Genomic DNA, 22,663 nt, shown 5'->3' on the forward strand with positions numbered 1-22,663 from the left:
CCCCCACCGGAACGCTGGACAGCGCGCCCGCTGTCAACACAGCGCCGCCCGCCCCGCCCGCGCCACCGGCCCCGTCGACACCGCCAGCCACACCTTCGGGCGGGGCCGTGCAACTGCCATCCAGCGACGCCGCCTACCTGAACAATCCACGCCCCGGCTACCCATCGATCAGCCGCCGCATGGGCGAACAAGGCAAGGTGCTGCTGCGCGTGATGGTGAGCGAACAAGGCCTGCCGCAGCAAATCGAAATCAAGACGTCCAGTGGCTATGAGCGCCTGGACAAGGCCGCCATCACCTCCGTGCAGCGCTGGCGCTTTGTGCCCGGCAAGCGCAATGGCGTCCCCGAAGCCATGTGGTACATCGTGCCCATCAATTTCGTTCTCGAATAAACAGTCATCTCAGGAGTTTTCATGGAATCCCAATTCGGCATTGCCCACGTCTGGGCGCAAGGCGACTTTGTCACGCGTGGCGTCGCCATCCTGCTGCTGCTCATGTCCGTCGCCTCGTGGGTCGTGATCATCGTCAAGGCCCTGGGCCTGATGAAGTTCAAGAAGTACGCCAAGGAAGCCAAGGATTTCTGGCACAGCGAAGACTTCGGCGCCGGCCTGAACAAGCTGGACGCCAATCCGTCCAACCCCTTCCGCTACCTGGCCCTGGAAGGCCGCGAAGCCATCGCCCACCACCGCAAGACCAGTGCCCACCTGCACGATGCGCTGGACGTCAGCGACTGGATCACACGCTGCCTGCGCAACGGCATCGATGAGTTCACGGCCCGCCTGCAGTCCGGCCTGGCCATCCTGGCATCGGTCGGCTCCACCGCCCCCTTCGTGGGCCTGTTCGGCACCGTCTGGGGCATCTACCACGCGCTGATCGTGATCGGCACCAGCGGCCAGGCGTCCATCGACAAGGTGGCCGGCCCCATCGGCGAGGCCCTGATCATGACGGCCTTCGGTCTGGCCGTGGCCATCCCCGCCGTGCTGGGCTACAACGCCATCGTGCGCGGCAACAAAGGCGTGCTGGGCGGCCTGAACAGCTTTGCCCACGACCTGCACGCTTTCTTCGTGACTGGCGCCCGCATGACCGTGGACACGTCCAGCAACGGCACCGACGGCAAGGTGCTGCCGATCAAGAAAGGCGCGTAAGCCATGGCCTTCGGCACCCAAGACGACAGCGATGAAGTCATGAACGAAATCAACATGACGCCCCTGGTGGACGTCATGCTGGTGCTGCTCATCGTCTTCATCATCACCGTGCCTGTCATGAAGCATGCGGTGAATGTGGACCTGCCCCGCGCCTCCAACGAGCCCGAGGTGGTCAAGCCCCAGAACATCAGCCTGAGCATCGACGCCCAGGGCCAGTACCACTGGAACAAGGAAGCCATCAGCGACGAACAGCTGGTGGAGCGCCTGAAGGCCGAGGCTGCCAAGGACCCGCAGCCGGACCTGCACATCCACGGCGACAAGCAAGTGCGCTACGAGCGCGTGGCCAAGGCCATGGCGGCGGCCCAGACCTCGGGCATCCGCAAGATCGGCTTCGTGACCGAACCTGAACGTTGACCGACGGCTGCATTGCCGAGAACGCCCCCGCCCTGCACGCGCAAGCCTGCAGGGCTTTTTTTTAGGGCTTTGCAAAAAACAGAGCGGCTAGCGCTTGCCTTTCCTTAGTTTCAATCACTTTTTTGGCTGAATGTGAATGCAGACCAGCGCCAGGCGCTATCTATTCCTGCATGCAATCCCCTTTTACATCCAGGGACACCGAATAACGGTTGACTCACGAATAAGAATAGTTATCATTAACAAACATTCACACCAACCCAACACTTCGCACCATGCAAGCCACTCTCACCCTCCCCACCTCGCGCCGCGCTGCAGCCCCATCGTCTGCACTGTCCGAGTGTGCCAGCCAGCCGGCCAGCGCCGCCGAGGACCTGAGCGTGGACAGCGAGCTGCTGCTGCGTGGCCAGAAATCGGTGTCCATCGTGCACAACGGCGCCACCTACCGCCTGCAGGCCACCAAGCTGGGCAAGCTGATCCTGACCAAATAAACCGTTTCATCGTGGGGCGATTCCGGGTTCACTGGCCCGGCATCGTTTTAGGCCAGCCAACAAGGCGTTCATCGGGCATTGCGTAGCCAGTCCTTTTTTCCACGAAGCTCCCAACAAAAAAAGCGACCTGACCGGTCGCTTTTTCTATGGCCGCAGAAGCGGCGGCTTACAGGCCCAGCGCCGCAATGCCGGCTTGCGCCACCTGCGCATCTTCGCTGGCCTTCACGCCGGAAACACCGACGGCGCCCAGGCACTGGCCGTCCTTGATGATGGCCACGCCACCTTCCAGCAACCCATCCACAAAGGGCGCGCTCAGGAAGGCCGTGCGGCCGTTGTTGATCATGTCCTCGAAGGCCTTGGTATCCTTGCGGCCCAGAGCGGCAGAGCGGGCCTTGGCCGGAGCAATGTGCGAGGAAATGGCGGCGGCGCCATCCAGGCGCTGCAACCACAGCAGGTGGCCGCCATCGTCCACGATGGAGATGGTCACTGGCCAGTGGTTTTTCAGCGCTTCGGCTTCTGCGGCGGCGGCAATTTTCTTGACATCGGCCAATTCCAGTTCAAACTTGCTCTTCATCGCTACGACTCCCACAATTTGTATACAAAACAGGGCAAGCATAGCGACAATCCAGCCCCCCGCCCCAACCTTCTGCGCAAAACATTCCAACCCAAAAACGCGCGGAAAACCGCTCCGCCCTGCGCGGGCGGCGGGAACTTACACCCCGCAACCCTTCTCATAGAATGGACGCCACGGGCATTTCGCCCGTTCAACAGGAGAAAACACTCAATGAACCACCAAGTAAACACTTTGGACTCTGCAAGCTACGGTATCGCGCAGCAGCAGCGCCACAGAGTGCTGCGCAACACCTACTGGCTGCTGGCACTGAGCCTGCTGCCCACCGTGCTGGGCGCCTGGGTTGGTGTGGCCACCGGCATCACGGCCGGCCTGACAGGCTTTGTGGGCCTGCTCGTCTTCATGGGCGGCGCCTTCGGCTTCATGTTCGCCATCGAAAAGACCAAGCACTCGGCCGCAGGCGTGCCCGTGCTGCTGGGCTTTACCTTCTTCATGGGCCTGATGCTGTCGCGCATGATTGCCATGGTGCTGGGCTTCAGCAATGGCTCGCAGCTGATCATGACCGCCTTTGCGGGCACGGCCGGCGTGTTCTTTGTGATGGCCTCGCTGGCCACCGTCATCAAGCGTGACATCTCCGGCATGGGCAAGTGGCTGTTCGTCGGCGCGCTGGTGCTGATGGTGGGTGCCGTCATCAACGTGTTCGTGGGTTCCACCGCGGGCATGATGGCGATTTCCATGCTGGCCATCGGTATCTTCTCGGCCTACATGCTGTACGACATCAAGCAGATCATCGACGGCGGCGAGACCAACTACATCAGCGCCACCCTGGCCCTGTACCTGGACATCTTCAACGTCTTCCAGAGCCTGCTGGCCCTGCTGGGCATCATGGGCGGCGAACGCGACTGATGCACGGCCACAAGGCCCCAAAAGCCCCTTCGGGGGCTTTTTTACGTCCGCGCGAAGAAACCCTTAATATTGTCTGCAGCTTGTCGATACCACTGACACATGCCAAAACATCTCCACTCCTTCCGCCCTGCCTTCTTGCTGCTGCCGCTGGCCGCAGGCTTGCTGGCAGGTTGTCTTGAACAGGTGCCGGGTCTGGGCCCGGACCCCCGCATGGTGATCCGCGAGAACGAGGCCAAGGCCATCGGCAGCGCCTGCCGCCATGCCATGCGCGGCATCGAAGACTGCTACACCCTCAACCCCAAGGCCCCCAAGGCCATGGTGTTCGCCGGCTGGAAGGAGATGGACGAGTACATGCGCGAGCACAAGCTGGAAGGCACGCCCTCGGTGCTGACGCAAAAGCCCGAGCCTGCACGCGCCCGTGAAGACGACGTCGAAACCGAATACACCCGCCCCCGCAGCTGAACGGGCGCGAAGCCCCCACAAAAAAGCCCGGAGAGCCTTGCGCTCATCCGGGCTTTTTTGTGACGAGTCACACCCAGGGCAACGACACCGCCCCGGTCAGGCACACCCTCAGTGGGCTCGCTCGAACACGGCCATCGATTCCACGTGGGCCGTGTGCGGGAACATGTTGACCACCCCGGCGGCCACGCAGCGGTAGCCCGCCTGGTGCACCAGCAGGCCGGCATCGCGCGCCAGCGTGGCGGGGTTGCAGCTGACGTAGACGATGCGCTCGGGGAACTGCCAAGCCTCATGGCCTTCGGGCAGCGGGGGCAGCAGGTCGGGCTGCTCTTCCGTGGCCACGCCGGTCTGCTTGGCGCCGATGCGGATCTGGTGGATGTCGGCCAGCGCCTTGGACAGGGCGAACGCGCCCTCGCGCGGGGGGTCTACCAGCCACTTGTCGGCATTGCCGTCGGCCATCAGCAGCGCCGGCGTCATGTTGAACAGGTTGCGGCCCACAAAGCGGGTCGGAGCCAGCTGGTCGCCCTGCGCGCGCGTGGCGTTGTTGGCGGCGTAGTTCTCGTGCGAGCGCTGCACCAGCGCGTCCGAGCCCTCGATACCCAGCACCTCGCGCGCCATGGAGGCCAGCGGCAGCGTGAAGTTGCCCAGGCCGCAGAACCAGTCGATCACGCGGTCGCTCTTTTGCGCATCCAGCAGGCGCAGCGAACGCGTCACCAGCACACGGTTGATGTGCGGGTTGACCTGGGTGAAGTCCGTGGGCTTGAACGGCATGGTGATGCCGAAGTCCGGCAGCGCGTACGACAGCTGCGGGCCACCCGGGTCCATCAGGTGCACGGTGTCCGGGCCCTTGGGCTGCAGCCACCACTGCACGTTCTGCGCGGCGGCAAAGTCGCGCAGGCGCTGCAGGTCGGCGTCGGACAGCGGCTCCAGGTGGCGCAGCACCAGGGCGGTGACATGGTCGCCACAGGCCACTTCAATCTGCGGGCAGGTCTCGCGCGCATCCAGGCTGGCGATCAGCGCGCGCATGGGCATCAGCATGGCGTCCACGTGGGGTGGCAGCACCTTGCAGGTTTCCATGTCGGCGATGTAGCGGCTCTTGCGCTCGTGGAAGCCCACCAGCACCTTGCCCTTCTTGATCACATAGCGCACCGACAGGCGGGCGCGGTAGCGGTAGCCCCAGGCCGGGCCTTCGATGGGGCGCAGCAGGGTCTCGGGCTTGACCTTGCCCAGGTGCCACAGGTTGTCCTCCAGCACACGCTGCTTGACGGCCACCTGGGCCGCCACGTGCATGTGCTGCATCTTGCAGCCGCCGCAGGCACCGTCGTGCAGGCCGAAGTTGGGGCAGCCGGGCTGCACGCGCTGTGCGGATTCGCGGTGGATCTCGCGCAGGCTGGCGGCTTCCCAGTTGTTCTTCTTGCGGTGCACGTTGGCCGTGACCAGCTCGGTGGGCAAAGCCCCGTCGATGAACACCACCTTGCCATCGGGCTTGCGGGCCACGCCCTTGGCTTCCATGTCCATGGACACCACTTCCAGCCAGCCTTCGGGCAGGCTGGGGTTGGCGGCGGGCATGTCGGCGTACTCGGTATCGGGGGAAATCTTGTCGTTCTGGTCACTCATGATGGGCGACATTGTCTCAGGCTCTGAGTACCTTGCGCGGCGACAGGAAAGCGGGGACCCCAAGTGGATGGCGCATGGCGGCAGGCCGGGCCGGCACAGCCGTGCCCCCGGCCCTGACGGCGCGGCTGCATCAGAGTTTCTAGCCAAAAATGGCACCAGCGCTTGTGCAGCCTGCACTGTGCGCTATGTTTTTCTCAAACTTCGAGCGCCTCGACGGCCGCGCGTGCCAGGGCATCGGCCTCGCTGTTGCAGCGCCGCGGCACCCAGCGCAACTGCACCGTGCCCAGGGCCTGCAAGGCCTGGCGCGCCTGGGCGAACAGCGGCTCCAGCCGCACGATCGGCCGCGGTGGGCGGCCGGGGGCTAGCGCCAGCTGCTCCAGCAGCACATGGCTGTCGGTGTAGACGCGCAGGGCCTGGGCCCCGGCCTGCTGCGCGGCCTGCAGGCCGTCGAGCAAGGCGGTCAGCTCGGCCTCGTTGTTGCAGCCGGTGTGCGGCAGGCGCCGCGCCGCGCGGTGGTGGGACCCATCGGGGCCGGTGAGCACCAGGCCCACCGCCATGCGCCCCGGGTTGGGCATGGCCGAGCCATCGATGTGCAGGATCCAGAAATGAGGGGGTGGGTAAGCGCGCAACACGGGCCCGACTCTACACCGCCGGCGCCTTGCCTTGCAGGGTCTGGGCGATCACCTCCCGCGTCAGCGTGGGCACAAAGCGCTGCATGAAGTCGTAGGCATATCCGCGCAGCCAGGCACCGCGGCGCAGCCCCAGGCGCGTGACGTTCACCTCGAACAAATGCCCCGCATCCAGGGCGTGCAGGTGCAGGTCACGCTCGGGATCGAGCGCCACCGAGGCGACGATGCCCACACCCATGCCCAGCTCCACATAGGTCTTGATCACATCGGCATCCATGGCGGTCAGCACCACGTCGGGGGCCAGGCCCTCGCGCTCGAAGGCCTCGTCGATGTGGGCGCGCCCGGTGTAGCCCTGCTCGTAGGTGATGATGGGAAAGGCTGCCAGGTCCTGCAGGGTCAGCGGCAGCTCGTGCTGCAGCAGCGGATGACCGGGCGGCAGCACCACGCTGTGCGTCCAGCGGTAGCAAGGCAGCGTGACCAGGCCCTCGTAGCCGGCCAGGGCCTCGGTGGCCACGCCCAGATCGGCCTCGCCGCTGAGCAGCATCTGCGCGACCTGCTTGGGCGAGCCCTGGTGCAGGTGCAAGCGCACCTGGGGGTAATGCTGGCGGAACTCCTGCACCACCTGCGGCAGCGCATAACGCGCCTGGCTGTGCGTGGCGGCGATCGACAACTGCCCGTGCGCGCTGGCGCTGAAGTCGGCCCCCACGCGGCGCAGGTTGTCGGCATCGAGCAGCAGACGCTCCACGATGGGCAGCAGCTCGGCGCCGGGCTGGGTCAGCCCGGTCAGGCGCTTGCCGGCCCGCAGGAAGATGTCGACCCCCAGCTCCTCCTCCAGCTCGCGGATCTGGCGGCTGACGCCCGGTTGCGAGGTGTGCAGGATCTGGGCGACATCGGTCAGGTTGAAGCCGCTGCGCACGGCCTCGCGCACGGAGCGCAATTGCTGGAAATTCATAGACTATCAAAACAGAAGCTATCAGCGCTTGACCAGCAAGCGCTGATAGCCAATTTCATGCAGCAACCGCCCAGGCGCTGTCTGCCATAGCCGGTTGGCCGACAGCCCCCTGTGTCGCCACAGCGGGACGTGGCCGTGGGGCGGCCAGCGGCGCGGGTTGCAGCAGCTCCAGCGTATTGCCTGCCGGGTCCTTGGCGTAAAAGCGCCAGCCCTCGGCCACCCGCACCACGGCCAGGGCCGTCGCGCCTTGGGCCTGCAGGCGCTGCTGCAGCGCCTCCACCCCGGCGACCTGCAAGGCCAGGTGCCCCAGGCGTTCGCCGCCGAGGCCCGCCGTGCTGCGGGGCACCAGGTCGATGCGCTGGGCACCGGCCAGGTAGGCCAGCACCTGGGCATGCACGATCCGGGGCAGCCCCAGGCCGTCGCTGTAAAAGCGCTCCATCTGCGTCTGCAGGTGGGCTGGGTAGGACAGTTGCACATGGTGCACGCCCTGCACCACACCCTCGACAGGCAGGCGGGCACTCATGCTGCCAGCCCCCAGGCCCGCAACGCCGCGCACGGCGAGGTGGCATGGCCGCTGCGCTGCACCTGCGGAGTGCGCTGCGGGCGCGGCATGGCCCCCATGCCCCATTGCTGCGCCGTGGTGCGCAGCACGCGCAGGGCGTGCACGCACAACACGTCGCGCGAGGTGGCGACAGGGGCTGCGATGGAAACGATGGGGGTGGACATGGTGCGCTCCTTCAAACATTCGGGGCGGCGCGCAACGCCGCCCCCGGGCCGCGGGTGCGGCACATCACTTCTTGGTGTAGATCTGGTCGAAACTGCCGCCGTCGGCAAAGTGGGCCTTGTCGGCCTTGGCCCAGCCGCCAAAGGCCTGGTCGATCGTGAACAGCTCCAGCTTGGGGAACTGCTTGGCGAAGTCGGCCTTGATCTTCTCGTTGGTGGGGCGGTAGAAGTTGCGCGCGGCAATCTGCTGGCCTTCGTCGGAGTACAGGTATTCCAGGTAGGCCTGGGCCACCTTGCGCGTGCCCTTCTTGTCCACCACCTTGTCGACCACCGCCACCGTGGGCTCGGCCAGGATGGAGATGGACGGAGCGACGATCTCGAACTTCTCGGGACCGAATTCACGCAGCGCCAGGAAGGCCTCGTTCTCCCAGGCCAGCAGCACATCGCCCACGCCACGCTGCACGAAGGTGATGGTGGAGCCACGGGCGCCGGTGTCCAGCACGGGCACATTGGCAAACAACTGCTTCACGAAGTCCTTGGCCTTGGCCTCGTCGCCACCGTTCTTGCGCTTGGCGTATTCCCAGGCGGCCAGGTAGTTCCAACGCGCACCGCCGCTGGTCTTGGGGTTGGGGGTGATGACCTGCACGCCAGGCTTGACTAGGTCGTTCCAGTCCTTCAGGCCCTTGGGGTTGCCCTTCTTGACCAGAAACACGATGGTGGAGGTGTAGGGCGCGCTGTTGAGCGGCAGCTTCTTTTGCCAGTCGGCCGAAAGGTAGTTGCCGTTCTTCACCAGGGCATCCACATCCCCCGCCAGGGCCAGGGTGGCCACATCGGATTCAATCCCGTCGATGATGGAGCGCGCCTGCTTGCCCGAACCACCGTGCGACTGCTTGATGGTCACGTCCTGGCCGGTCTGGGCCTTCCAGTGCTTGGCAAACGCCTTGTTGTACTCGACGTACAGCTCCCGCGTGGGGTCATAGGACACGTTCAGCAGGGTGACCGGGTCGGCCGCGAATGTCGGCAAAGCCGTGAAGGAGAAGCCCGCCAGAAGGCTGAGGGCAACGGGAATCTTGATAAAGTTGCGGCGATCGTTCATTGTTGGCTTTCTGGGTTGTGCTGGGAAATACGGTCCGTTTCACCGTTGAATGGCATTCTGAAAGCAAGCCAACAAAACTTAAACCAATAAGATTTCAGTTCTTTATTACCTAAACATCTGAAATCAACCGAGGACACCCCATGGCACGTACCGTTCAATGCATCAAACTGGGTCAGGAAGCCGAAGGCTTGGACTTTCCCCCCTACCCCGGTGAACTGGGCAAGCGCATTTTTGAAAATGTGAGCAAGCAAGCCTGGGCCGACTGGCTCAAGCACCAGACCATGCTGGTGAACGAAAACCGCCTGAACCTGGCCGATGCCCGCGCCCGCCAATACCTGGCCCGCCAGATGGAAAACCACTTCTTCGGCGCAGGCGCGGACGCCGCCGCCGGTTACGTGCCTCCCAGCGCGCAGTAATCCCCAGTGAAGTGGTTGCTTCCCAACCACTTCTTCGGCAGCGACGCAGTGGCGGGCTTCGTGCCCCGTGGGCATCCGGCACGGCAGGCGCAGGCGTCACAAGTACTACCTCAGCAGCAGTGACGCAGGAGTTGGGCGCCATGCCCTGCGCCGGCTGGCCTGACACCCTATGGCAGGACAACGGTTCCGCCAAAGCCCCCGCCCACCGGCACCACAGGCCGGTTTTTTTATGGGCCGGCAAGTCCCCCTGGGCGTTTGGGTCTTGCACGCAGGCCATAATCGCAGCTTTTGTTTTCCGTGGGAGAGCGAGGCAGCCACACCGGGCCGGCCTCCGCCGAAGGCGCAAACTCCCATAATCGCTCAGGCACCCAGCACCACGGAACACACATGCCGACTGGAGAGCAGCCGGGACCTTGGCACAAGGTCAGCCGGCTCACCGAAGGGGCAAGCGCACGCATGACGAACATGCGCCGTGCAAAAACTCTCAGGTAAAAGGACAGCGGGAGAGGCTCATCCATGCCCCCATGGCAGCTGCTGCATTGCAGGCCTGGGCGTGTGGGTCTCACCCTTGTGCGCCCATGGGCGCTGCCTGCCGTGTCCGTCCTGTCCGATTTCCTGCACTCCGTCGCCAGCGTCCAGCTGGACGTCATCCTCGTCATCTACCTGATCGCCATCACGGCCGAAGCCATGTCCGGCGCGCTGGCCGCCGGGCGGCGCAACATGGACATCTTTGGCGTGGTCGTGATCGCCTTCGTCACCGCCCTGGGTGGCGGCACCATCCGCGACATGGTGCTGGGCAATTACCCCATCGGCTGGACCCAGCATCCGGCCTATGTCTACCTGGTGGTGTCTGCGGGCCTCTTGACCACCGTCATTGCACGCTACATGCAACGCATGAAACATGTGTTCCTGCTGCTGGATGCCATGGGGCTGATTGCCTTCTCGCTGATCGGCAGCAACGTGGCCATCAAGCTGGGGTATGACCCGCTGGTGGTCGTCATGGCTGGCATGATCACCGGCATCAGCGGCGGCATTCTGCGCGATGTGCTGTGCAACCAGGTGCCCGTGGTTTTCCGCCGCGAGCTGTATGCCAGCGTCTCCATGCTGGTCTGCCTGCTCTACCTGGGCCTGCAGGCGCTGGAGGTGTCGATCGGCATCAGCACCGCCCTGTGCTTTGCCGGGGGACTGGGCCTGCGCCTGGCCGCCATCCGCTTTGGCTGGCGCCTGCCCGTGTTCTCCTACCAGCAGCGCTGGGAGTGAGCCCCGCAGGCGATCGCGCCTGATTTATTCATAGATATGCATTTTCCACCTGCACTGCTGTCCCCCTCCTCCCCGTTGCTCGCCTGGCAAGGCCGCCCCAGCTGGCGCTTGCTGAGCACTGATTTCGGCCACGGGGACAGCTTTTTGCAGGTCTGGTCCGCCTGGCAGGCCGACCCCGCGCGCAGCGCCCAATTGCACGTCACTGCCGTCCTGGCACAGCCCGTGACCGCCCAGCAGGTGCTGGCCCAAGCCCCGGCGGCGCTGCAGCCCCAGGCCCAGGCATTGGCCGACCAGCTGTACGGCCTGCTGCCCGGCGTGCACCGCCTGGGCTTTGACCACGGCCGCGTGCTGCTGACGCTGTGGGTGGGCGAGGCACACAGCCTGCTGCGCCAGCAGCACAGCGTGGCCGATGCCGTGCTGCTGCACACCCCCTGGGCCAGCGATGCCCACAGCCTCAAGGCCCTTGCGCGCCACTGCCGGCGTGGCACGGTACTGGCCGTCACCCCTGCGGACGCTACCCTGCAGCAGGGCCTGGCGGGCGCGGGCTTTGTGGCGGACACCACGGCGGCCTCCCCGGTGCTGCGGTTCGATCCTCGCTGGGAGCCGCGCCAGCGCAGCACCAGCCAATCCAGCTTCACCCAGCCGGGCACGGCCCTGGTGGTGGGCGCGGGCCTGGCGGGCGCCGCCGTGGCCCACAGCCTGGCGCTGCGCGGCTGGCAGGTCACGGTGCTGGGCGAGGGGCAGGACCCGGCCGATGGGGCCTCCGGCCTGCCGGCCGGGCTGTTCTGCCCCCATGTCTCGCCCGACGACAGCGTGCTCTCGCGCCTGTCACGCAGCGGCGTGCGCATGACGCTGCAGCGCCTGCGCGATGTCTGCCGCGAAGACCAGGACTGGGGCCACAGCGGCGTGCTGGAGCATTGCACCGACGGCGGCACCGGCCTGCCCGCCGACTGGGCCCACGGCCCCGGCGCCGACTGGAGCCACGCCACCACGCCCGAGCAGCTGCAGGTCGCCGGCCTGCCTGCAGACACCACCGCCTGCTGGCACGCCCAGGCCGGCTGGGTACGCCCGGCCCAGTTGGTGCAGGCGCAACTGCAGCACCCCTTGATCCAGTTCCACGGCCAAACCCCGGTGGCGCAGCTGCGTGCCACGGACACCAGCCTCTGGCAGGCCCTGGATGCCGAAGGCCAGGTGCTGGCCCAGGCCGATCTGGCCCTGCTGGCCTGCGGCCCGGGCACTGCGGCGCTGTTGCCGGCGGGCAGCGCCTGGGCCCTGCAGGCGCTGCGTGGCCAGATCACCTGGGGCTGGCACACCCCCGCCAACGCCACCGCGCTGCCGCCCTTCCCCGTCAACGGCAATGGCAACCTGGTCACCCACGTGCCCCTGGCCCCCGGGGCGGCCTGGGTCATGGGCTCCACCTTCGAGCGCGATGTGGACACCCTGCCCATCTCCGCAGAAGACCAGATGGCCGCGCACGCGGTGAATTACGACAAGCTCGCCACGCTGCTGCCCGCCAGCGCTGCGCCGCTGGCGCCATGGTTCACGCCGGGCGACGAACGCTGCCAGCCCACTTGGGGCCGCGTGCGCGTGGCCAGCCACGACCGCCTGCCGATTGCCGGCCCGGTGGGCGATGCCACCCCGGGCCTGTGGGCACTGACCGCCCTGGGGGCCCGTGGCCTGACCCTGTCGGTGCTGTGCGGCGAGCTGATCGCCGCCCAGTTGCACGGCGAACCCCTGCCGCTGGACGCCAAGCTGGCCCTGCACCTGGGCACCGAGCGCCTGGCACGCCAGGGACAGAAAGCTAAAGTGGCACCGTTGCCAGCAAATTGACAAAGATTCGCCCAATCAAAAACAAGAGCTGCCAACGCTTATCTAGCAAGCGCTAGCAGCCAATTTGGTGCATGCATCGTCACAGGCTGCAGCGCCCGGATGCATATTGGGTGGTGTGTTGTGGGGCAAAGGCCGGGGGGCGCCTCGGCAGCCCAGTGACTTTCACGCTGGCGTGGGACGCCATGCATACTGCGGAGCACCGTGAGTGAAGGCCAAAGCAACGCGTCTGCTGACGGCTGCCTGAGGGAACGCGCTGCGCTCAGACCGTCGCAGGAAGTCCGAAGAACTTTCTCACATAGCAGGTTGCGCGCGTACACGGGTGGCGCTGTGCCTCCTCATGCCCGCATGCTTCGCCACAGCGCTGGCTCTTCCCGCAGGCCTGCCGCAGCAGCGCTGCGAGACAGGTCTGCCTCGTCCACCTGAATTGCCGTGGCTGGTTGAGTGAAGCGCTGCAAGCGCGCAGCGAGTTCCACGGCAGGTATTCAAAAGCGCATCTTTGGTCTCCACTCACATTGCTACGCAATATGAGTTACGTCCCACGCAAGCGTGAAGGTCACTTTCTGGGCGCACCCAGAAAGTGACTCGCCCGCCGGGGCGAGATCCCGGCCTCTGATCACCAAGTCTTCACTGGCGCTACAACCCGCCGCCCCTCAGGCGCAAGCTGTCGCAGCGCAGCGGCGACACAGGGCTGCCACCCACCAAGCCAATGCAGGGCAAACAAAAGCCCCACCTCACCCCCGCACCAAGGTGCTCTTTCCGAACAAACTCTCCACCAAATCCACCACCAGCTCCGCCGTCTGGTTGCGGATGTCCAGCGCCGGGTTCAGCTCCACGATGTCCAGCGAGGCCAGGCGCCCCGTGTCGGCAATCATCTCCATGCACAGCTGGGCCTCGCGGTAGTTGGGGCCGCCGCGCACGGTGGTGCCGGTGCCGGGGGCGATCTCGGGGTCCAGGAAATCCACGTCGAAGCTCAGGTGCAGGTGCACGCCCTCGCCGTCCGGGCCATCCAGCCCCGCCAGGGCCTGCTGCATCACGGCACGCATGCCTTGTTCGTCGATGGCGCGCATGTCGAACACCTCCAGGCCCAGGCGCTGAATGATGCGTTTTTCCACCGCATCCACGCTGCGCAGACCGATTTGGCAGATCTGCGGGCCTTGCACGGCCGGGATGGCGCCCGACAGGGCGGCCAGCGGCTCGGGGCCCTGGCCGCACAGGCTGGCCACGGGCATGCCATGCAGGTTGCCGGTGGGGCTGATCTCGGGCAGGTTGCAGTCGGCGTGCGCGTCCAGCCACAGCACACGCAGGCGCTGGCCGGTGGCGCGGCAGTGGCGGGCCACGGCGCTGATGGAGCCGGTGGCCAGGGTGTGGTCGCCGCCCAGCATGATGGGCATGCGCCCGGCCTGCAGCTGAGCGTACACCGCATCGTGCGCGGCCTGGTTCCAGGCCAGGCATTCGGCATAGTTGCGCAGGCCCTGGGCATCGCGCGGCCCGCGCGGGTTGGGCGGGCCGGCCAGGTTGCCGATGTCCTGCACGTCCACGCCGAATCGACCCAGCGCCCGGCCCAGCTGGGCCACGCGCAGCGCATCCGGGCCCATGGCAGCGCCCAGGCGGCCGGCGCCCACATCGGTGGGTACGCCGATCAGAGTAACCGCCTTTTTAGCCTCCAGCGCTTGCTGGTCTTGCGCCAATAGCTCTTGTTTTTGCAGCTTTTGCATTCATGCCACCTTGTGCAAAACGGGATGCCCCACCCCGGCGGCCGGGTGCAGCAGGGCAAACAAGTCCTTGGGATCGGCCAAGGTGGGCACCAGCTCGATGGCCGACAGCAGCCCCGCCTGGCGCCCCAGCGCCTGCATGGTACGCAGGGCGGAGTAATCCTCCAGCGCAAAACCCACGGAGTCGAACAGGGTGATCTGCGCCGGCGACACGCGCCCAGGGGCCTGGCCGGTCAGCACGCGCCAGAACTCGGTGACGGCGAAGTCGGCCGGCATCTGCTGCAGCTCGCCTTCGCGCCGGGTCTGGGGTTCGTACTCGACAAACACGCTGCTGCGGCGCAGCACCTCGGCCGCCAGCTCGGTCTTGCCGGGGCAGTCGCCGCCGACGGCGTTGAGGTGCATGCCCGGCGCCAGCGCCCGGGCGTCCAGCACCACGGCGTTGCGCTTGTCGGCGGTGACGGTGGTGACGATGTCCGCGCCCTGCACGGCGGCCTGCACGCTGTCCACGGTCACCGCCTCGGCACCGTACTGGTCCAGCCAGGGCGCCAGGTTGCGCTGCAGCTTAGCCGAGGCGGCCGGGTCCACGTCGAACAGGCGCAGCGTGCGCACGCCCAGCAGGTCCAGGAAGGCCAGGGCCTGGAATTCACTTTGCGCGCCGTTGCCGATCAGGGCCATGCAGCGGCTGTCCGGCCGCGCCAGCCGGCGCGCTACCATGGCCGAGGTGGCTGCGGTGCGCAAGGCGGTGGTCAGCGTCAGCTCGCTGACAAAGCGCGGCGCGCCGGTGGCCACGTCGGCCAGGGCGCCAAAGGCCATCACCGTGGGCAGGCCGTGCTGGGTGTTGACGGGGTGGCCGTTGACGTATTTGAAAGCATAGTCGTGCGCGTCGGCCACGGGCATCAGCTCGATCACGCCGTGGGCGGAATGTGCCGCCGTGCGCGCGGTCTTGTCGAAATCGTTCCAGCGGGCAAAGTTCGCCTCCAGCGCCTGCACCATCTGGCGCAGGCAGGCCACGACGCCGACGCGCGCCACCAGGCGGGCGGCGTCGCTGGCGCTCAAGAACTCGGTATGCACCGGGGTGGGTGCGGCGTTGCGGGGCAAGCGGTGGGTGGTGGGGGTCACGGGGGTCATAGGTCCTCCTGCCGTGGGGGCTCCAGGGCGATGCACCAAGCGTGACACAGGTCAAGCGCAATTCAAATTGCCAAATTTGAATCAAAATCGTTAAATACCTGTCATTTCGACAACCTGGATTGCCACTATGTCCAATCTGGACCAGATCGACCAACGCCTGATCGCCCTGCTGCGCCACAACGCGCGCGAAAGCGTGGCCACGCTGGCGGCGCGGCTGGGCGTCTCACGCGGCACGGTCACCAACCGCCTGCGCCGGCTGGAGGACGAGGGCGTGATCGCCGGCTACACGCTGCGCCTCAAACCCGCAGCCGACACCGGCGGCCTGCAGGCCTGGATGAGCATTGCCATCGAGGGCAACGATGCCCGGCGCGTGACCGCCAGCCTGCTGGGCGAACCCGCCGTGCAGGCCCTGCACGCCACCAACGGCCAGTGGGACCTGCTGGCCGAGCTGCAGGTGGCCACCCTGCCCGAGCTGGCGCGTGCACTGGAGCGCATCCGGCTGATCAAGGGCATCAGCCACACGGAAACCAGCATCCACCTGGAGACACTGCGCGCGCCCCACGGCGCCAGTGCTGCGCAAAAAGATAGCTGACGGCGTGGCTGCCTGCGGCATTTCCAAGCACAATCCCCGGCAAAACCACACAACACCAGCGCGACAAGCTCCTGCTTTCTACAACCCTGGAACACGATTGCCCATGTATACCGCCCTGAAACACTCCCACATGCTGCTGGCCGTGCTGACGCTGCTGCTGGCCGTCGGCTTTGCCGCCCTGGCCTGGCAGGCCACGCCCGCCCGCAAGAGCGCGCTGGTCTATGTCTGCACCCGCATCTTTGGCGGCCTGACCGCGCTGACCGGACTGGCCATCACCTTCGTCGGCCCCTGGCAGCAGATGATGTACCCCTACATCGGCCTGATCCTGTACGTGGTGCACGGTCTGGCGATCGGCTTTGCCAAGCGCGCCGACAGCCCTGACAAGCTGGGCCTGCGCCGCGGCCTGCTGGCCGTGCAATTGCTGGCCCTGCTGGCACTGACCGGCCTGATGGGCGCCAAGCCTTTCTGAGCCCGACGCCACAGCCGCAGATCAAAAAAAAGCCCCGCAGGGTGACCCTGCGGGGCTTTTTGCTTTCTGCGCGGTACCGCTCAGGGCTTGAGCTTGTGGCCGCAGTGCTCGCAGAAGCTGTCCGTGCGCCCTACCTGGCCGTGGCAGCTGGGGCAGCTGGGGCAGCTGGGCGCCACCGCAGGGGCCGCCGGGGCGGCCTCCTGGGCCTGCGGGGCTGCCGCTGGCTGTGCGTCGGCCAGGCGCTGGGCTTTCTGCGCAGCCTGTTGCGCGGCTGCGGCTTGGTCTGCGGCTGCTTGTTCGGCCTGCAGGCGTGTCGCTTCAGCGGCCTGGCGTGCGGCTTCACCCTCGGCAGCCACTGCGGCTTGCTGCTGGGCTTGCTCGGCGGCAGCTTGTTCAGCCTGCAGGCGCGCCGCTTCGGCGGCCTGTGCGGCCTGCTGCTGCGCTTGCTCAGCCGCAGCGGCCTTGCGTGCTTCGTTGGCGGCGGCAACTTCCTGCGCCTTCTGTGCCGCGACCTGCTTGGCCCGCTCGGCGGCGGCCTTGGCACGTTCCTTGGCTTCTTCGGCGCGCTTGCGCACATCACTCCACACACCGTCCAGGGCCTGCTCCTCGCCTGTGCTGTCGATGCTGGCGCTGGCTTGCAGATAGACCAGGTTCTGGCCCATCACCGCCACCTGGCCCAGCAGGGCAAAGATGACGCAGAACAGCACGCCCACACCCAGCCACAGCCCAATGACCGCGCCCGACATGCCCATGTGCGCCAGGGCCCGGGGGCCCATGTACATCAGACCTTCCAGCCCCATGCCCCCCGCGCCGCCACCGGCAATGCCGGTGCCCATGGCCGTCAGGCTGATCGACGCCGGCAGCAGGCCCATGAACAGCAGGCCGGTGATGACCATCAGGATGACGTAGAGCACGATCTGCATCAGCACCACCTCGACCAGGCGGTTGCGGGCGATGCCGATCACGCTGGCCAGGGCGGCCTTGAACGGCAGGCCGCTCCAGACGGCGGGCGCGAACATGGGCGCCACCACGCAGACCCAGGCCACGATCAACGCGGACGCCGCGATGATCAGCACCGGGTGCGCCACAAAGGCCAGCACCGCCCCCAGCAATGGGATCTTGCAGACGAAGTAGATGATGGCCGCCACCAGGTAGAACAGCAGGGTGGCCACCAGGGCCAGCAGCGCCAGCCCCAGGAACTTGGGCACGCACAGCAGGCCCGCGTAGGCCGCATCGGCAAAACCCCGCACGGCGATGCCCTGGGCCTTGTCCATCAGCATCACACCCACGGCGGAAACGCCGGAGAAGAAGACCACCGCGGTCGCCAGCATCAGCAGGCCGAACAGCAGCACGCCGGCAAAGCCGCCCATGCCACGGGCCAGGGCCTGGCTGACAAAGACCAGCAGGCCGCACGCCACCAGCGTGATGAAGCCCATGGCCAGAGGCCGCCATTGCGTCAGGCCTTCGCCTGCGCGCGCCAGCGCCGAAAATTGAATGTTTTGCAGTCTAGAACTCATCCCGTCCCTCTTTCTTTTTGACAAGCGATGGGTGGCGGTGTGCCCGCCATCCCTGGGGCCCACAGTGGCCTGCGGACCCCCATGACCTCACAGGCTGCCGCGGATCGCGCCGGCCTTGACCGTGTAGCGCTCCACCCCGGCAGGCACATTGGCGGTGGTTTGCTTTTCCACCGTGATGGGCTGCCCAGCCGGGCTCTTGGTGTTGCCCGAGGCGGTGTTGACGCGCTTGGCCTTCACATCGGCCGGGTTCTGCTGCACCAGGATGCTGGCGCTGCCGCGGTTGTCGGCCAGGGTGTTGGCCAGGTCCTTGATCTCGTCCATGGCCTGGGTGTAGCCGTCCTTGCCCTTGCCGCCCAGGGGCATGTCCAGGGTCATGGCATCCAGGGTGCGCATGTTGCGCTTTTGCTGGCTGCGGCTGTCGGTGATGTCGACGTGGATCACGGCCACCTCGCCGGCCACGGCGCGCTGCTTGGGCCCCAGCGGCTGTGTCGCGGCCACGGCGCGCGCCTGGGCCTCGCGGGCGGTCTGGATTTCCTGCTCGAACACGGTCTGCAACTGCTCGAAGCGCCCGCCCTGGCCCGTGCTGGCCATGGCAGCTTCCTGGCCCCCGCAGGCCTTGCCGGTGGCGCGGGCCAGCATGCAGCTGAGCGAATTGCTGGCTTCGTCCATGGTGGCACAGCCTGTCACGGTCAGCAGTGCAGCCACCACCACGGTTGTCTTGATCATTCGCATGGGTTCACCTCTCTCTCGGTCTCTCGGAATCTGTTGGGAAGATGACGGCCACACGGCCCTGGGCCATGTGGCGTCCTTCCTCGGTTGTGCGGGGGGATGGGCAGGCCCGTGGCCCGTCAATCCAGCAAGCTGTCCAGCGTGTTGGCGGGTTTGGGGGCCGGCTTGGGCGCCACAGGCTTGGGGGCCGCAGGTTTGGGCGTGGCCGCCACCGGGGCCGGCGTGGGGGCCACGGCAGGCTCCAGCGGCTGCGGTGCAGCCACCACGGCGGGTTCTGCCGGGGGCGGCAGGGCCTCAGCGGCGGGCGCGGGGTCCAGCGCCTCGGCCTGGGGGCCCACGATATTCGCCGCCCGGGCCTTGTCTTCGTCCTCCGGCAGGCTAGGGGTCGGATCGTTCAGGCGCTCGGCGTTGATGACCGTCTGCGCCCCCGGCTTGAACATCATCCAGGTGCCGCCGGCCGCCACGGCCAACACCCCGACCACCACAAGCGCCAGCAGCTTGGGCTGCAAGGCGGCGGGCTTGGACGGGTTGACCGCAGGCCCCGTCACCAGCGGGGTTGGTGCGACAGGGTCCGCCGCGGGCGTCACCTGAACGGGCGGGCTGACCACCGGCGCAGGCGCAGGCGCAGACGGAGTCGGGCTCGATGTCGCCACTGCGGCTGCGGTGCGTGCCACGCCGCACTGCAGGCAGAACTTGGCACTGGGCGAGCACAGTGCCCCGCAGGCACTGCACGCCTCCTTGGTCATGGCCACCTCCTCCGTCCCGGCGACCGCCTGCGTGGGCGTGCCGCATTGTTTGCAAAATTTGGCGTTATCGGACAGCGGATGTGTGCAGTGGTGACAGTGCATAGGGTGCGTTGGTGAAGAAATTCCCGGCATTCTGTCGGTAAAAACCGCATCCATCAAACATTCCGAGGCTGCGCGTGGGCTGGACCACACGGGCTTTTTGCGATGTCTCCGCATGGCGTCCGCTGCGGACGAGCAAGTCTTAACTTCAGGCCATATTTCACGGGGATATAAGACAACAACAAAACAATCGTTTGTTTTTATAAAGAGATTTCATACAGTGCGCAGCCAGAGGGTTTCCTACGACAAGACCCAGCTTTCCACGATCGCGACTGCGCCATGTACCAATACACCGAATTCGACCAAGCGTTTGTCCAGCAACGCGCTGACCAATTCCGAGACCAGCTGCAGCGCTGGCAGACCGGCAAGCTCTCTGAAGACGACTTCCGCCCCCTGCGCCTGCAAAACGGCTGGTATGTGCAGCGCTACGCCCCCATGCTGCGCGTGGCCGTGCCCTATGGCGAAATCAATGCCGCCCAGATCCGCGTGCTGGCCCGCGTCGCCCGCGAGTACGACGAGCCCGAAGCCGCCGTCTTCCAGGCCGCCATGGAAGGCCAGGGCAAGCTGGGCACCACCTTCCTGCCCACGCACTGCGCCCACTTCACCACGCGCACCAACGTGCAGTTCAACTGGATCCCGCTGTCCAAGGCCGCCGACGTGATGGACCTGCTGGCCACGGTGAACCTGCACGGCATCCAGACCAGCGGCAACTGCATCCGCAACACCACCACCGACGCCCTGGCCGGGATTGCCGTGGACGAGGTTGTGGACCCCCGCCCCTACGCCGAAATCCTGCGGCAGTGGACCACGCTGCACCCCGAGTTCGCCTTCCTGCCGCGCAAGTTCAAGATCGCCATCACCGGCGCGGCCGAAGACCGTGCGGCCACCGGCTGGCACGATGTGGGCCTGCACCTGGTGAAGAACGCCGCAGGCGAGGTCGGCTTCAAGGTCTTCGTGGGCGGCGGCATGGGCCGCACCCCCGTGATCGCCACGCAGATTCGTGAGTTCCTGCCCTGGAACCAGATCATGAATTACATCGAGGCCATCGTGCGCGTCTACAACGAGCTGGGCCGCCGCGACAACAAGTACAAGGCCCGCATAAAGATCCTGGTCAAGGCCGAAGGCCAGGCCTACATCGACGCCGTGGAAGAGGAATACCGCCAGATCGTCGAAGTCGATGGCGGCCCCCACACCGTGCCCCAGGCCGAATTCGACCGCGTGGCGGCCATGTTCGTCGAGCCCGACCTGTCGTCCCACCCCGCCATCGGTGCCGGGCAGGCGAATGCCGAACTGCAGGCGCAGATCGCCGCTTCGCCCGCGTTTGCGCGCTGGGTGCAGCGCAATGTGCACCCCCACCGCAACCCGGCACTGCGCGCCGTGACCCTGTCCTTCAAGCGCCCCGGCCAGGCCCCGGGCGATGCCAACGGCGACCAGCTGGACGCCCTGGCCGACCTGATGGATGTGTTCTCCGCCGGGGAAGCCCGCGTCACCCACGACCAGAACGTGCTGTTGCCCTGGGTGCATGCCAGCGAGCTGCACGCCCTGTGGCAGCAGGCCAAGGCCCTGGGCCTGGCCAGCACCAACGTGGCCCTGCTGACCGACATGATTGCCTGCCCCGGCGGCGACTTCTGCGCCCTGGCCAATGCCCGCAGCCTGCCGATTGCCGAAGCCATCACCCAGCGCTACCAGGACCTGGACGAGCTGGACGACATCGGTGACATCGACCTGCACATCAGCGGCTGCATCAACAGCTGCGGCCACCACCACAGCGGCCACATCGGCATCCTGGGCGTCGACAAGGACGGCAAGGAGTGGTACCAGGTCACGCTGGGTGGCTCGGACGGCTCCACGCTGTCCGGCGAAGCCGGTGCCGGCAAGGTGATCGGCCCCTCGTTCTCGGCCGCCGAAGTGCCCGACGTGCTCGAAGCCGTGCTGACCACCTACCGCGACCTGCGCCAGCCCGGCGAGCGTTTCATCGACGCCGTGCGCCGCATCGGCCTGGACCCGTTCAAGGAAGCCGGCAAGGCCGCGCGCCACCCCGCGCCTGCCGAGGTGGAAGCAGAAGCCGTCTGAGCCCCCAGAACCCCAAGGAAACCACCATGCAAATTCTGGCCCACAACGACTACCAGGCCCCGACCGCCAGCACGGCCACCGTGCTGGTGCTGGCCAACGACACCAACGTGCTGGACGTGAACCTGGACGGCATCACGCAGATCGACCTGCACTTTCCCACCTTCACCGACGGCCGCGCCTTCAGCCAGGCCTACCTGCTGCGCCGCCGCCTGAAGTTTGCCGGCGACATCCGCGCCACGGGCGATGTGCTGATTGACCAGCTGGTGCAGATGCAGCGCACCGGCTTCAGCAGCGCCGTGCTGCGCGAAGGCGTGGACGCGGCCGATGCCCAGCGCCAGTTCGAGCGCTTCGGCGGCTACTACCAGGCCGATGCCGTGAACCCCCTGCCCCACTTCCACGCACGCCAGGCCACCGCATGAGCGCACTTGCCCCCACCCTCGATCTGGCCCAGGTGAATGCCGAACTGGGCCGCGACGCCCAGGCCCTGGTGAACTGGGCCGTCGGCCTGGACCTGCCCACCATCGTCACCACCAATTTCCGCCCCTTCGAGGCGGTGATCCTGCACATGGTGACGCGCGCCCGCCCCGACGTGTCCGTGGTCTGGATGGACAACGGCTACAACACCGAAGCCACCTATCGGTTTGCCGATGCGGTGACCAAGCAGCTTGAGCTCAACCTCAAGATCTACCTGCCGCTGCGCTCGCGCGCCCACCGCGAGGCCGTGGAAGGCCCCACGCCCGCGCTGGATGACCCACGCCATGCGGCCTTCACCGCCGAGGTGAAGCTGGAGCCCTTTGCCCGCGCCCTGCGCGAGACTGCGCCCCGGGTCTGGTTCACCGCCCTGCGCGCCACCGACACCGCCGTGCGCGCCGCCATGGACCCGGTCAGCATCAACCCCGATGGTCTGATCAAGGTGGCGCCGCTGCTGCACTGGTCGTCCAAGGACCTGTACGAATACTGCGAGCAGCACGGCCTGCCCAACAACTTCGACTACGTGGACCCCACCAAGGGTGAAGACAACCGCGAATGCGGCCTGCACATATCCCACTAAGAACCATAGCTGCCAGCCCTTACTGGATAAGCGCTAGAGCCCGA

At 66.5% G+C, this 22,663-nt stretch carries 26 protein-coding genes and 1 riboswitch; of the genes, 14 read left to right on the forward strand and 12 right to left on the reverse strand.

Annotated features, from left to right (window positions below):
* From FYM52_RS02070 to hemP, 4 genes are all read left to right on the forward strand, one after another.
* The coding region (locus tag FYM52_RS02070; protein WP_154162913.1) for an energy transducer TonB at positions 1 to 389 on the forward strand (389 nt) is incomplete at its 5' end.
* Positions 390 to 410: 21 nt separating this feature from the next.
* Positions 411 to 1,142, forward strand: coding sequence for a MotA/TolQ/ExbB proton channel family protein (locus FYM52_RS02075; RefSeq protein ID WP_043386915.1), 732 nt, complete (start codon positions 411 to 413; stop codon positions 1,140 to 1,142).
* A gap of 3 nt (positions 1,143 to 1,145) precedes the next feature.
* The gene (locus FYM52_RS02080) at positions 1,146 to 1,556 is read left to right on the forward strand and encodes a biopolymer transporter ExbD (RefSeq protein WP_042416545.1); all 411 of its coding nucleotides are present in this window, start codon (positions 1,146 to 1,148) and stop codon (positions 1,554 to 1,556) included.
* Between the two features lie 272 nt (positions 1,557 to 1,828).
* On the forward strand, positions 1,829 to 2,044 hold the full coding sequence (hemP, locus tag FYM52_RS02085; RefSeq protein ID WP_154162914.1) for a hemin uptake protein HemP: 216 nt from the start codon (positions 1,829 to 1,831) through the stop codon (positions 2,042 to 2,044).
* 166 nt (positions 2,045 to 2,210) lie between these two features.
* Here the strand turns inward: hemP and FYM52_RS02090 are convergent, their stop codons facing one another.
* Positions 2,211 to 2,618 (reverse strand): heme-binding protein, encoded by a 408-nt coding sequence (locus tag FYM52_RS02090; protein ID WP_154162915.1) that lies wholly within the window; start codon positions 2,616 to 2,618, stop codon positions 2,211 to 2,213.
* A gap of 210 nt (positions 2,619 to 2,828) precedes the next feature.
* Between FYM52_RS02090 and FYM52_RS02095 the strand changes: the two genes are divergently transcribed.
* Positions 2,829 to 3,521 carry a Bax inhibitor-1/YccA family protein gene (locus tag FYM52_RS02095; protein ID WP_042416555.1) on the forward strand — a complete coding sequence of 231 codons (693 nt, stop codon included), beginning with the start codon at positions 2,829 to 2,831 and terminating at the stop codon, positions 3,519 to 3,521.
* Positions 3,522 to 3,620: 99 nt separating this feature from the next.
* On the forward strand, positions 3,621 to 3,983 hold the full coding sequence (locus FYM52_RS02100; protein ID WP_042416558.1) for a hypothetical protein: 363 nt from the start codon (positions 3,621 to 3,623) through the stop codon (positions 3,981 to 3,983).
* Positions 3,984 to 4,091: 108 nt separating this feature from the next.
* Here the strand turns inward: FYM52_RS02100 and rlmD are convergent, their stop codons facing one another.
* From rlmD to FYM52_RS02130, 6 genes are all read right to left on the reverse strand, one after another.
* Entirely contained in the window at positions 4,092 to 5,549 is a 1,458-nt protein-coding gene (gene rlmD / locus FYM52_RS02105; RefSeq protein ID WP_238826090.1) for a 23S rRNA (uracil(1939)-C(5))-methyltransferase RlmD, read from the reverse strand.
* A gap of 242 nt (positions 5,550 to 5,791) precedes the next feature.
* On the reverse strand, positions 5,792 to 6,229 hold the full coding sequence (locus FYM52_RS02110) for a ribonuclease HI family protein (protein ID WP_370513785.1): 438 nt from the start codon (positions 6,227 to 6,229) through the stop codon (positions 5,792 to 5,794).
* A gap of 10 nt (positions 6,230 to 6,239) precedes the next feature.
* Positions 6,240 to 7,178: a CysB family HTH-type transcriptional regulator gene (locus FYM52_RS02115; protein WP_154162917.1), complete on the reverse strand. Its 939-nt coding sequence runs from the start codon at positions 7,176 to 7,178 to the stop codon at positions 6,240 to 6,242.
* Between the two features lie 55 nt (positions 7,179 to 7,233).
* The gene (locus FYM52_RS02120) at positions 7,234 to 7,701 is read right to left on the reverse strand and encodes a VOC family protein (RefSeq protein WP_154162918.1); all 468 of its coding nucleotides are present in this window, start codon (positions 7,699 to 7,701) and stop codon (positions 7,234 to 7,236) included.
* Positions 7,698 to 7,904 (reverse strand): hypothetical protein, encoded by a 207-nt coding sequence (locus tag FYM52_RS02125; protein WP_154162919.1) that lies wholly within the window; start codon positions 7,902 to 7,904, stop codon positions 7,698 to 7,700. Before FYM52_RS02125 ends, FYM52_RS02120 begins: the two co-directional genes overlap by 4 nt.
* A 64-nt stretch (positions 7,905 to 7,968) precedes the next feature.
* Positions 7,969 to 8,997, reverse strand: coding sequence for a sulfate ABC transporter substrate-binding protein (locus tag FYM52_RS02130; RefSeq protein ID WP_042416566.1), 1,029 nt, complete (start codon positions 8,995 to 8,997; stop codon positions 7,969 to 7,971).
* Between the two features lie 140 nt (positions 8,998 to 9,137).
* On the opposite strand from FYM52_RS02130, the gene FYM52_RS02135 reads away from it, so the two are divergent.
* From FYM52_RS02135 to mnmC, 3 genes are all read left to right on the forward strand, one after another.
* Complete coding sequence (locus FYM52_RS02135; RefSeq protein WP_042416570.1) at positions 9,138 to 9,413, forward strand: oxidative damage protection protein; 276 nt, start codon at positions 9,138 to 9,140, stop codon at positions 9,411 to 9,413.
* Between the two features lie 288 nt (positions 9,414 to 9,701).
* Positions 9,702 to 9,800, forward strand: a riboswitch (glycine riboswitch).
* Positions 9,801 to 10,016: 216 nt separating this feature from the next.
* Positions 10,017 to 10,673 (forward strand): trimeric intracellular cation channel family protein, encoded by a 657-nt coding sequence (locus FYM52_RS02140; protein WP_255446747.1) that lies wholly within the window; start codon positions 10,017 to 10,019, stop codon positions 10,671 to 10,673.
* A gap of 36 nt (positions 10,674 to 10,709) precedes the next feature.
* A complete protein-coding gene (mnmC, locus tag FYM52_RS02145) occupies positions 10,710 to 12,503 on the forward strand; it encodes an FAD-dependent 5-carboxymethylaminomethyl-2-thiouridine(34) oxidoreductase MnmC (protein WP_154162920.1) in 1,794 nt (597 codons plus the stop codon).
* 731 nt (positions 12,504 to 13,234) lie between these two features.
* Here the strand turns inward: mnmC and rocF are convergent.
* Positions 13,235 to 14,218: an arginase gene (gene rocF, locus FYM52_RS02150; protein WP_154162921.1), complete on the reverse strand. Its 984-nt coding sequence runs from the start codon at positions 14,216 to 14,218 to the stop codon at positions 13,235 to 13,237.
* Positions 14,219 to 15,343 (reverse strand): ornithine cyclodeaminase, encoded by a 1,125-nt coding sequence (locus FYM52_RS02155; RefSeq protein WP_154162922.1) that lies wholly within the window; start codon positions 15,341 to 15,343, stop codon positions 14,219 to 14,221.
* A 136-nt stretch (positions 15,344 to 15,479) separates the two neighbouring features.
* Here FYM52_RS02155 and FYM52_RS02160 point away from each other — a divergent pair, with 136 nt between their 5' ends.
* Positions 15,480 to 15,935 carry an Lrp/AsnC family transcriptional regulator gene (locus FYM52_RS02160; protein ID WP_154163068.1) on the forward strand — a complete coding sequence of 152 codons (456 nt, stop codon included), beginning with the start codon at positions 15,480 to 15,482 and terminating at the stop codon, positions 15,933 to 15,935.
* Positions 15,936 to 16,038: 103 nt separating this feature from the next.
* Positions 16,039 to 16,404, forward strand: a complete 366-nt coding sequence (locus tag FYM52_RS02165; protein ID WP_154162923.1) for a hypothetical protein — start codon at positions 16,039 to 16,041, stop codon at positions 16,402 to 16,404.
* Between the two features lie 80 nt (positions 16,405 to 16,484).
* Here FYM52_RS02165 and FYM52_RS02170 read toward each other — a convergent pair whose 3' ends face one another.
* The 3 genes from FYM52_RS02170 to FYM52_RS02180 form a co-directional block, all read right to left on the reverse strand.
* Entirely contained in the window at positions 16,485 to 17,921 is a 1,437-nt protein-coding gene (locus tag FYM52_RS02170) for a zinc ribbon domain-containing protein (protein ID WP_154162924.1), read from the reverse strand.
* 87 nt (positions 17,922 to 18,008) lie between these two features.
* Positions 18,009 to 18,653, reverse strand: a complete 645-nt coding sequence (locus tag FYM52_RS02175) for a hypothetical protein (protein ID WP_154162925.1) — start codon at positions 18,651 to 18,653, stop codon at positions 18,009 to 18,011.
* A 116-nt stretch (positions 18,654 to 18,769) separates the two neighbouring features.
* Entirely contained in the window at positions 18,770 to 19,612 is an 843-nt protein-coding gene (locus FYM52_RS02180) for a zinc ribbon domain-containing protein (protein WP_154162926.1), read from the reverse strand.
* Positions 19,613 to 19,774: 162 nt separating this feature from the next.
* Here FYM52_RS02180 and FYM52_RS02185 point away from each other — a divergent pair, with 162 nt between their 5' ends.
* From FYM52_RS02185 to FYM52_RS02195, 3 genes are read left to right on the forward strand one after another with little or no spacing between them, the layout of a single operon-like run.
* Positions 19,775 to 21,568 (forward strand): nitrite/sulfite reductase, encoded by a 1,794-nt coding sequence (locus FYM52_RS02185; protein ID WP_154162927.1) that lies wholly within the window; start codon positions 19,775 to 19,777, stop codon positions 21,566 to 21,568.
* Between the two features lie 26 nt (positions 21,569 to 21,594).
* The gene (locus FYM52_RS02190; RefSeq protein WP_154162928.1) at positions 21,595 to 21,987 is read left to right on the forward strand and encodes a DUF934 domain-containing protein; all 393 of its coding nucleotides are present in this window, start codon (positions 21,595 to 21,597) and stop codon (positions 21,985 to 21,987) included.
* Positions 21,984 to 22,619 carry a phosphoadenosine phosphosulfate reductase family protein gene (locus FYM52_RS02195; protein ID WP_154162929.1) on the forward strand — a complete coding sequence of 212 codons (636 nt, stop codon included), beginning with the start codon at positions 21,984 to 21,986 and terminating at the stop codon, positions 22,617 to 22,619. Before FYM52_RS02190 ends, FYM52_RS02195 begins: the two co-directional genes overlap by 4 nt.
* Positions 22,620 to 22,663 lie beyond the last annotated feature (44 nt).

This window comes from Comamonas sp. CAH-2 (assembly GCF_009668305.1).
GTDB classification, from domain to species: Bacteria; Pseudomonadota; Gammaproteobacteria; order Burkholderiales; family Burkholderiaceae_C; genus Comamonas; species Comamonas aquatica.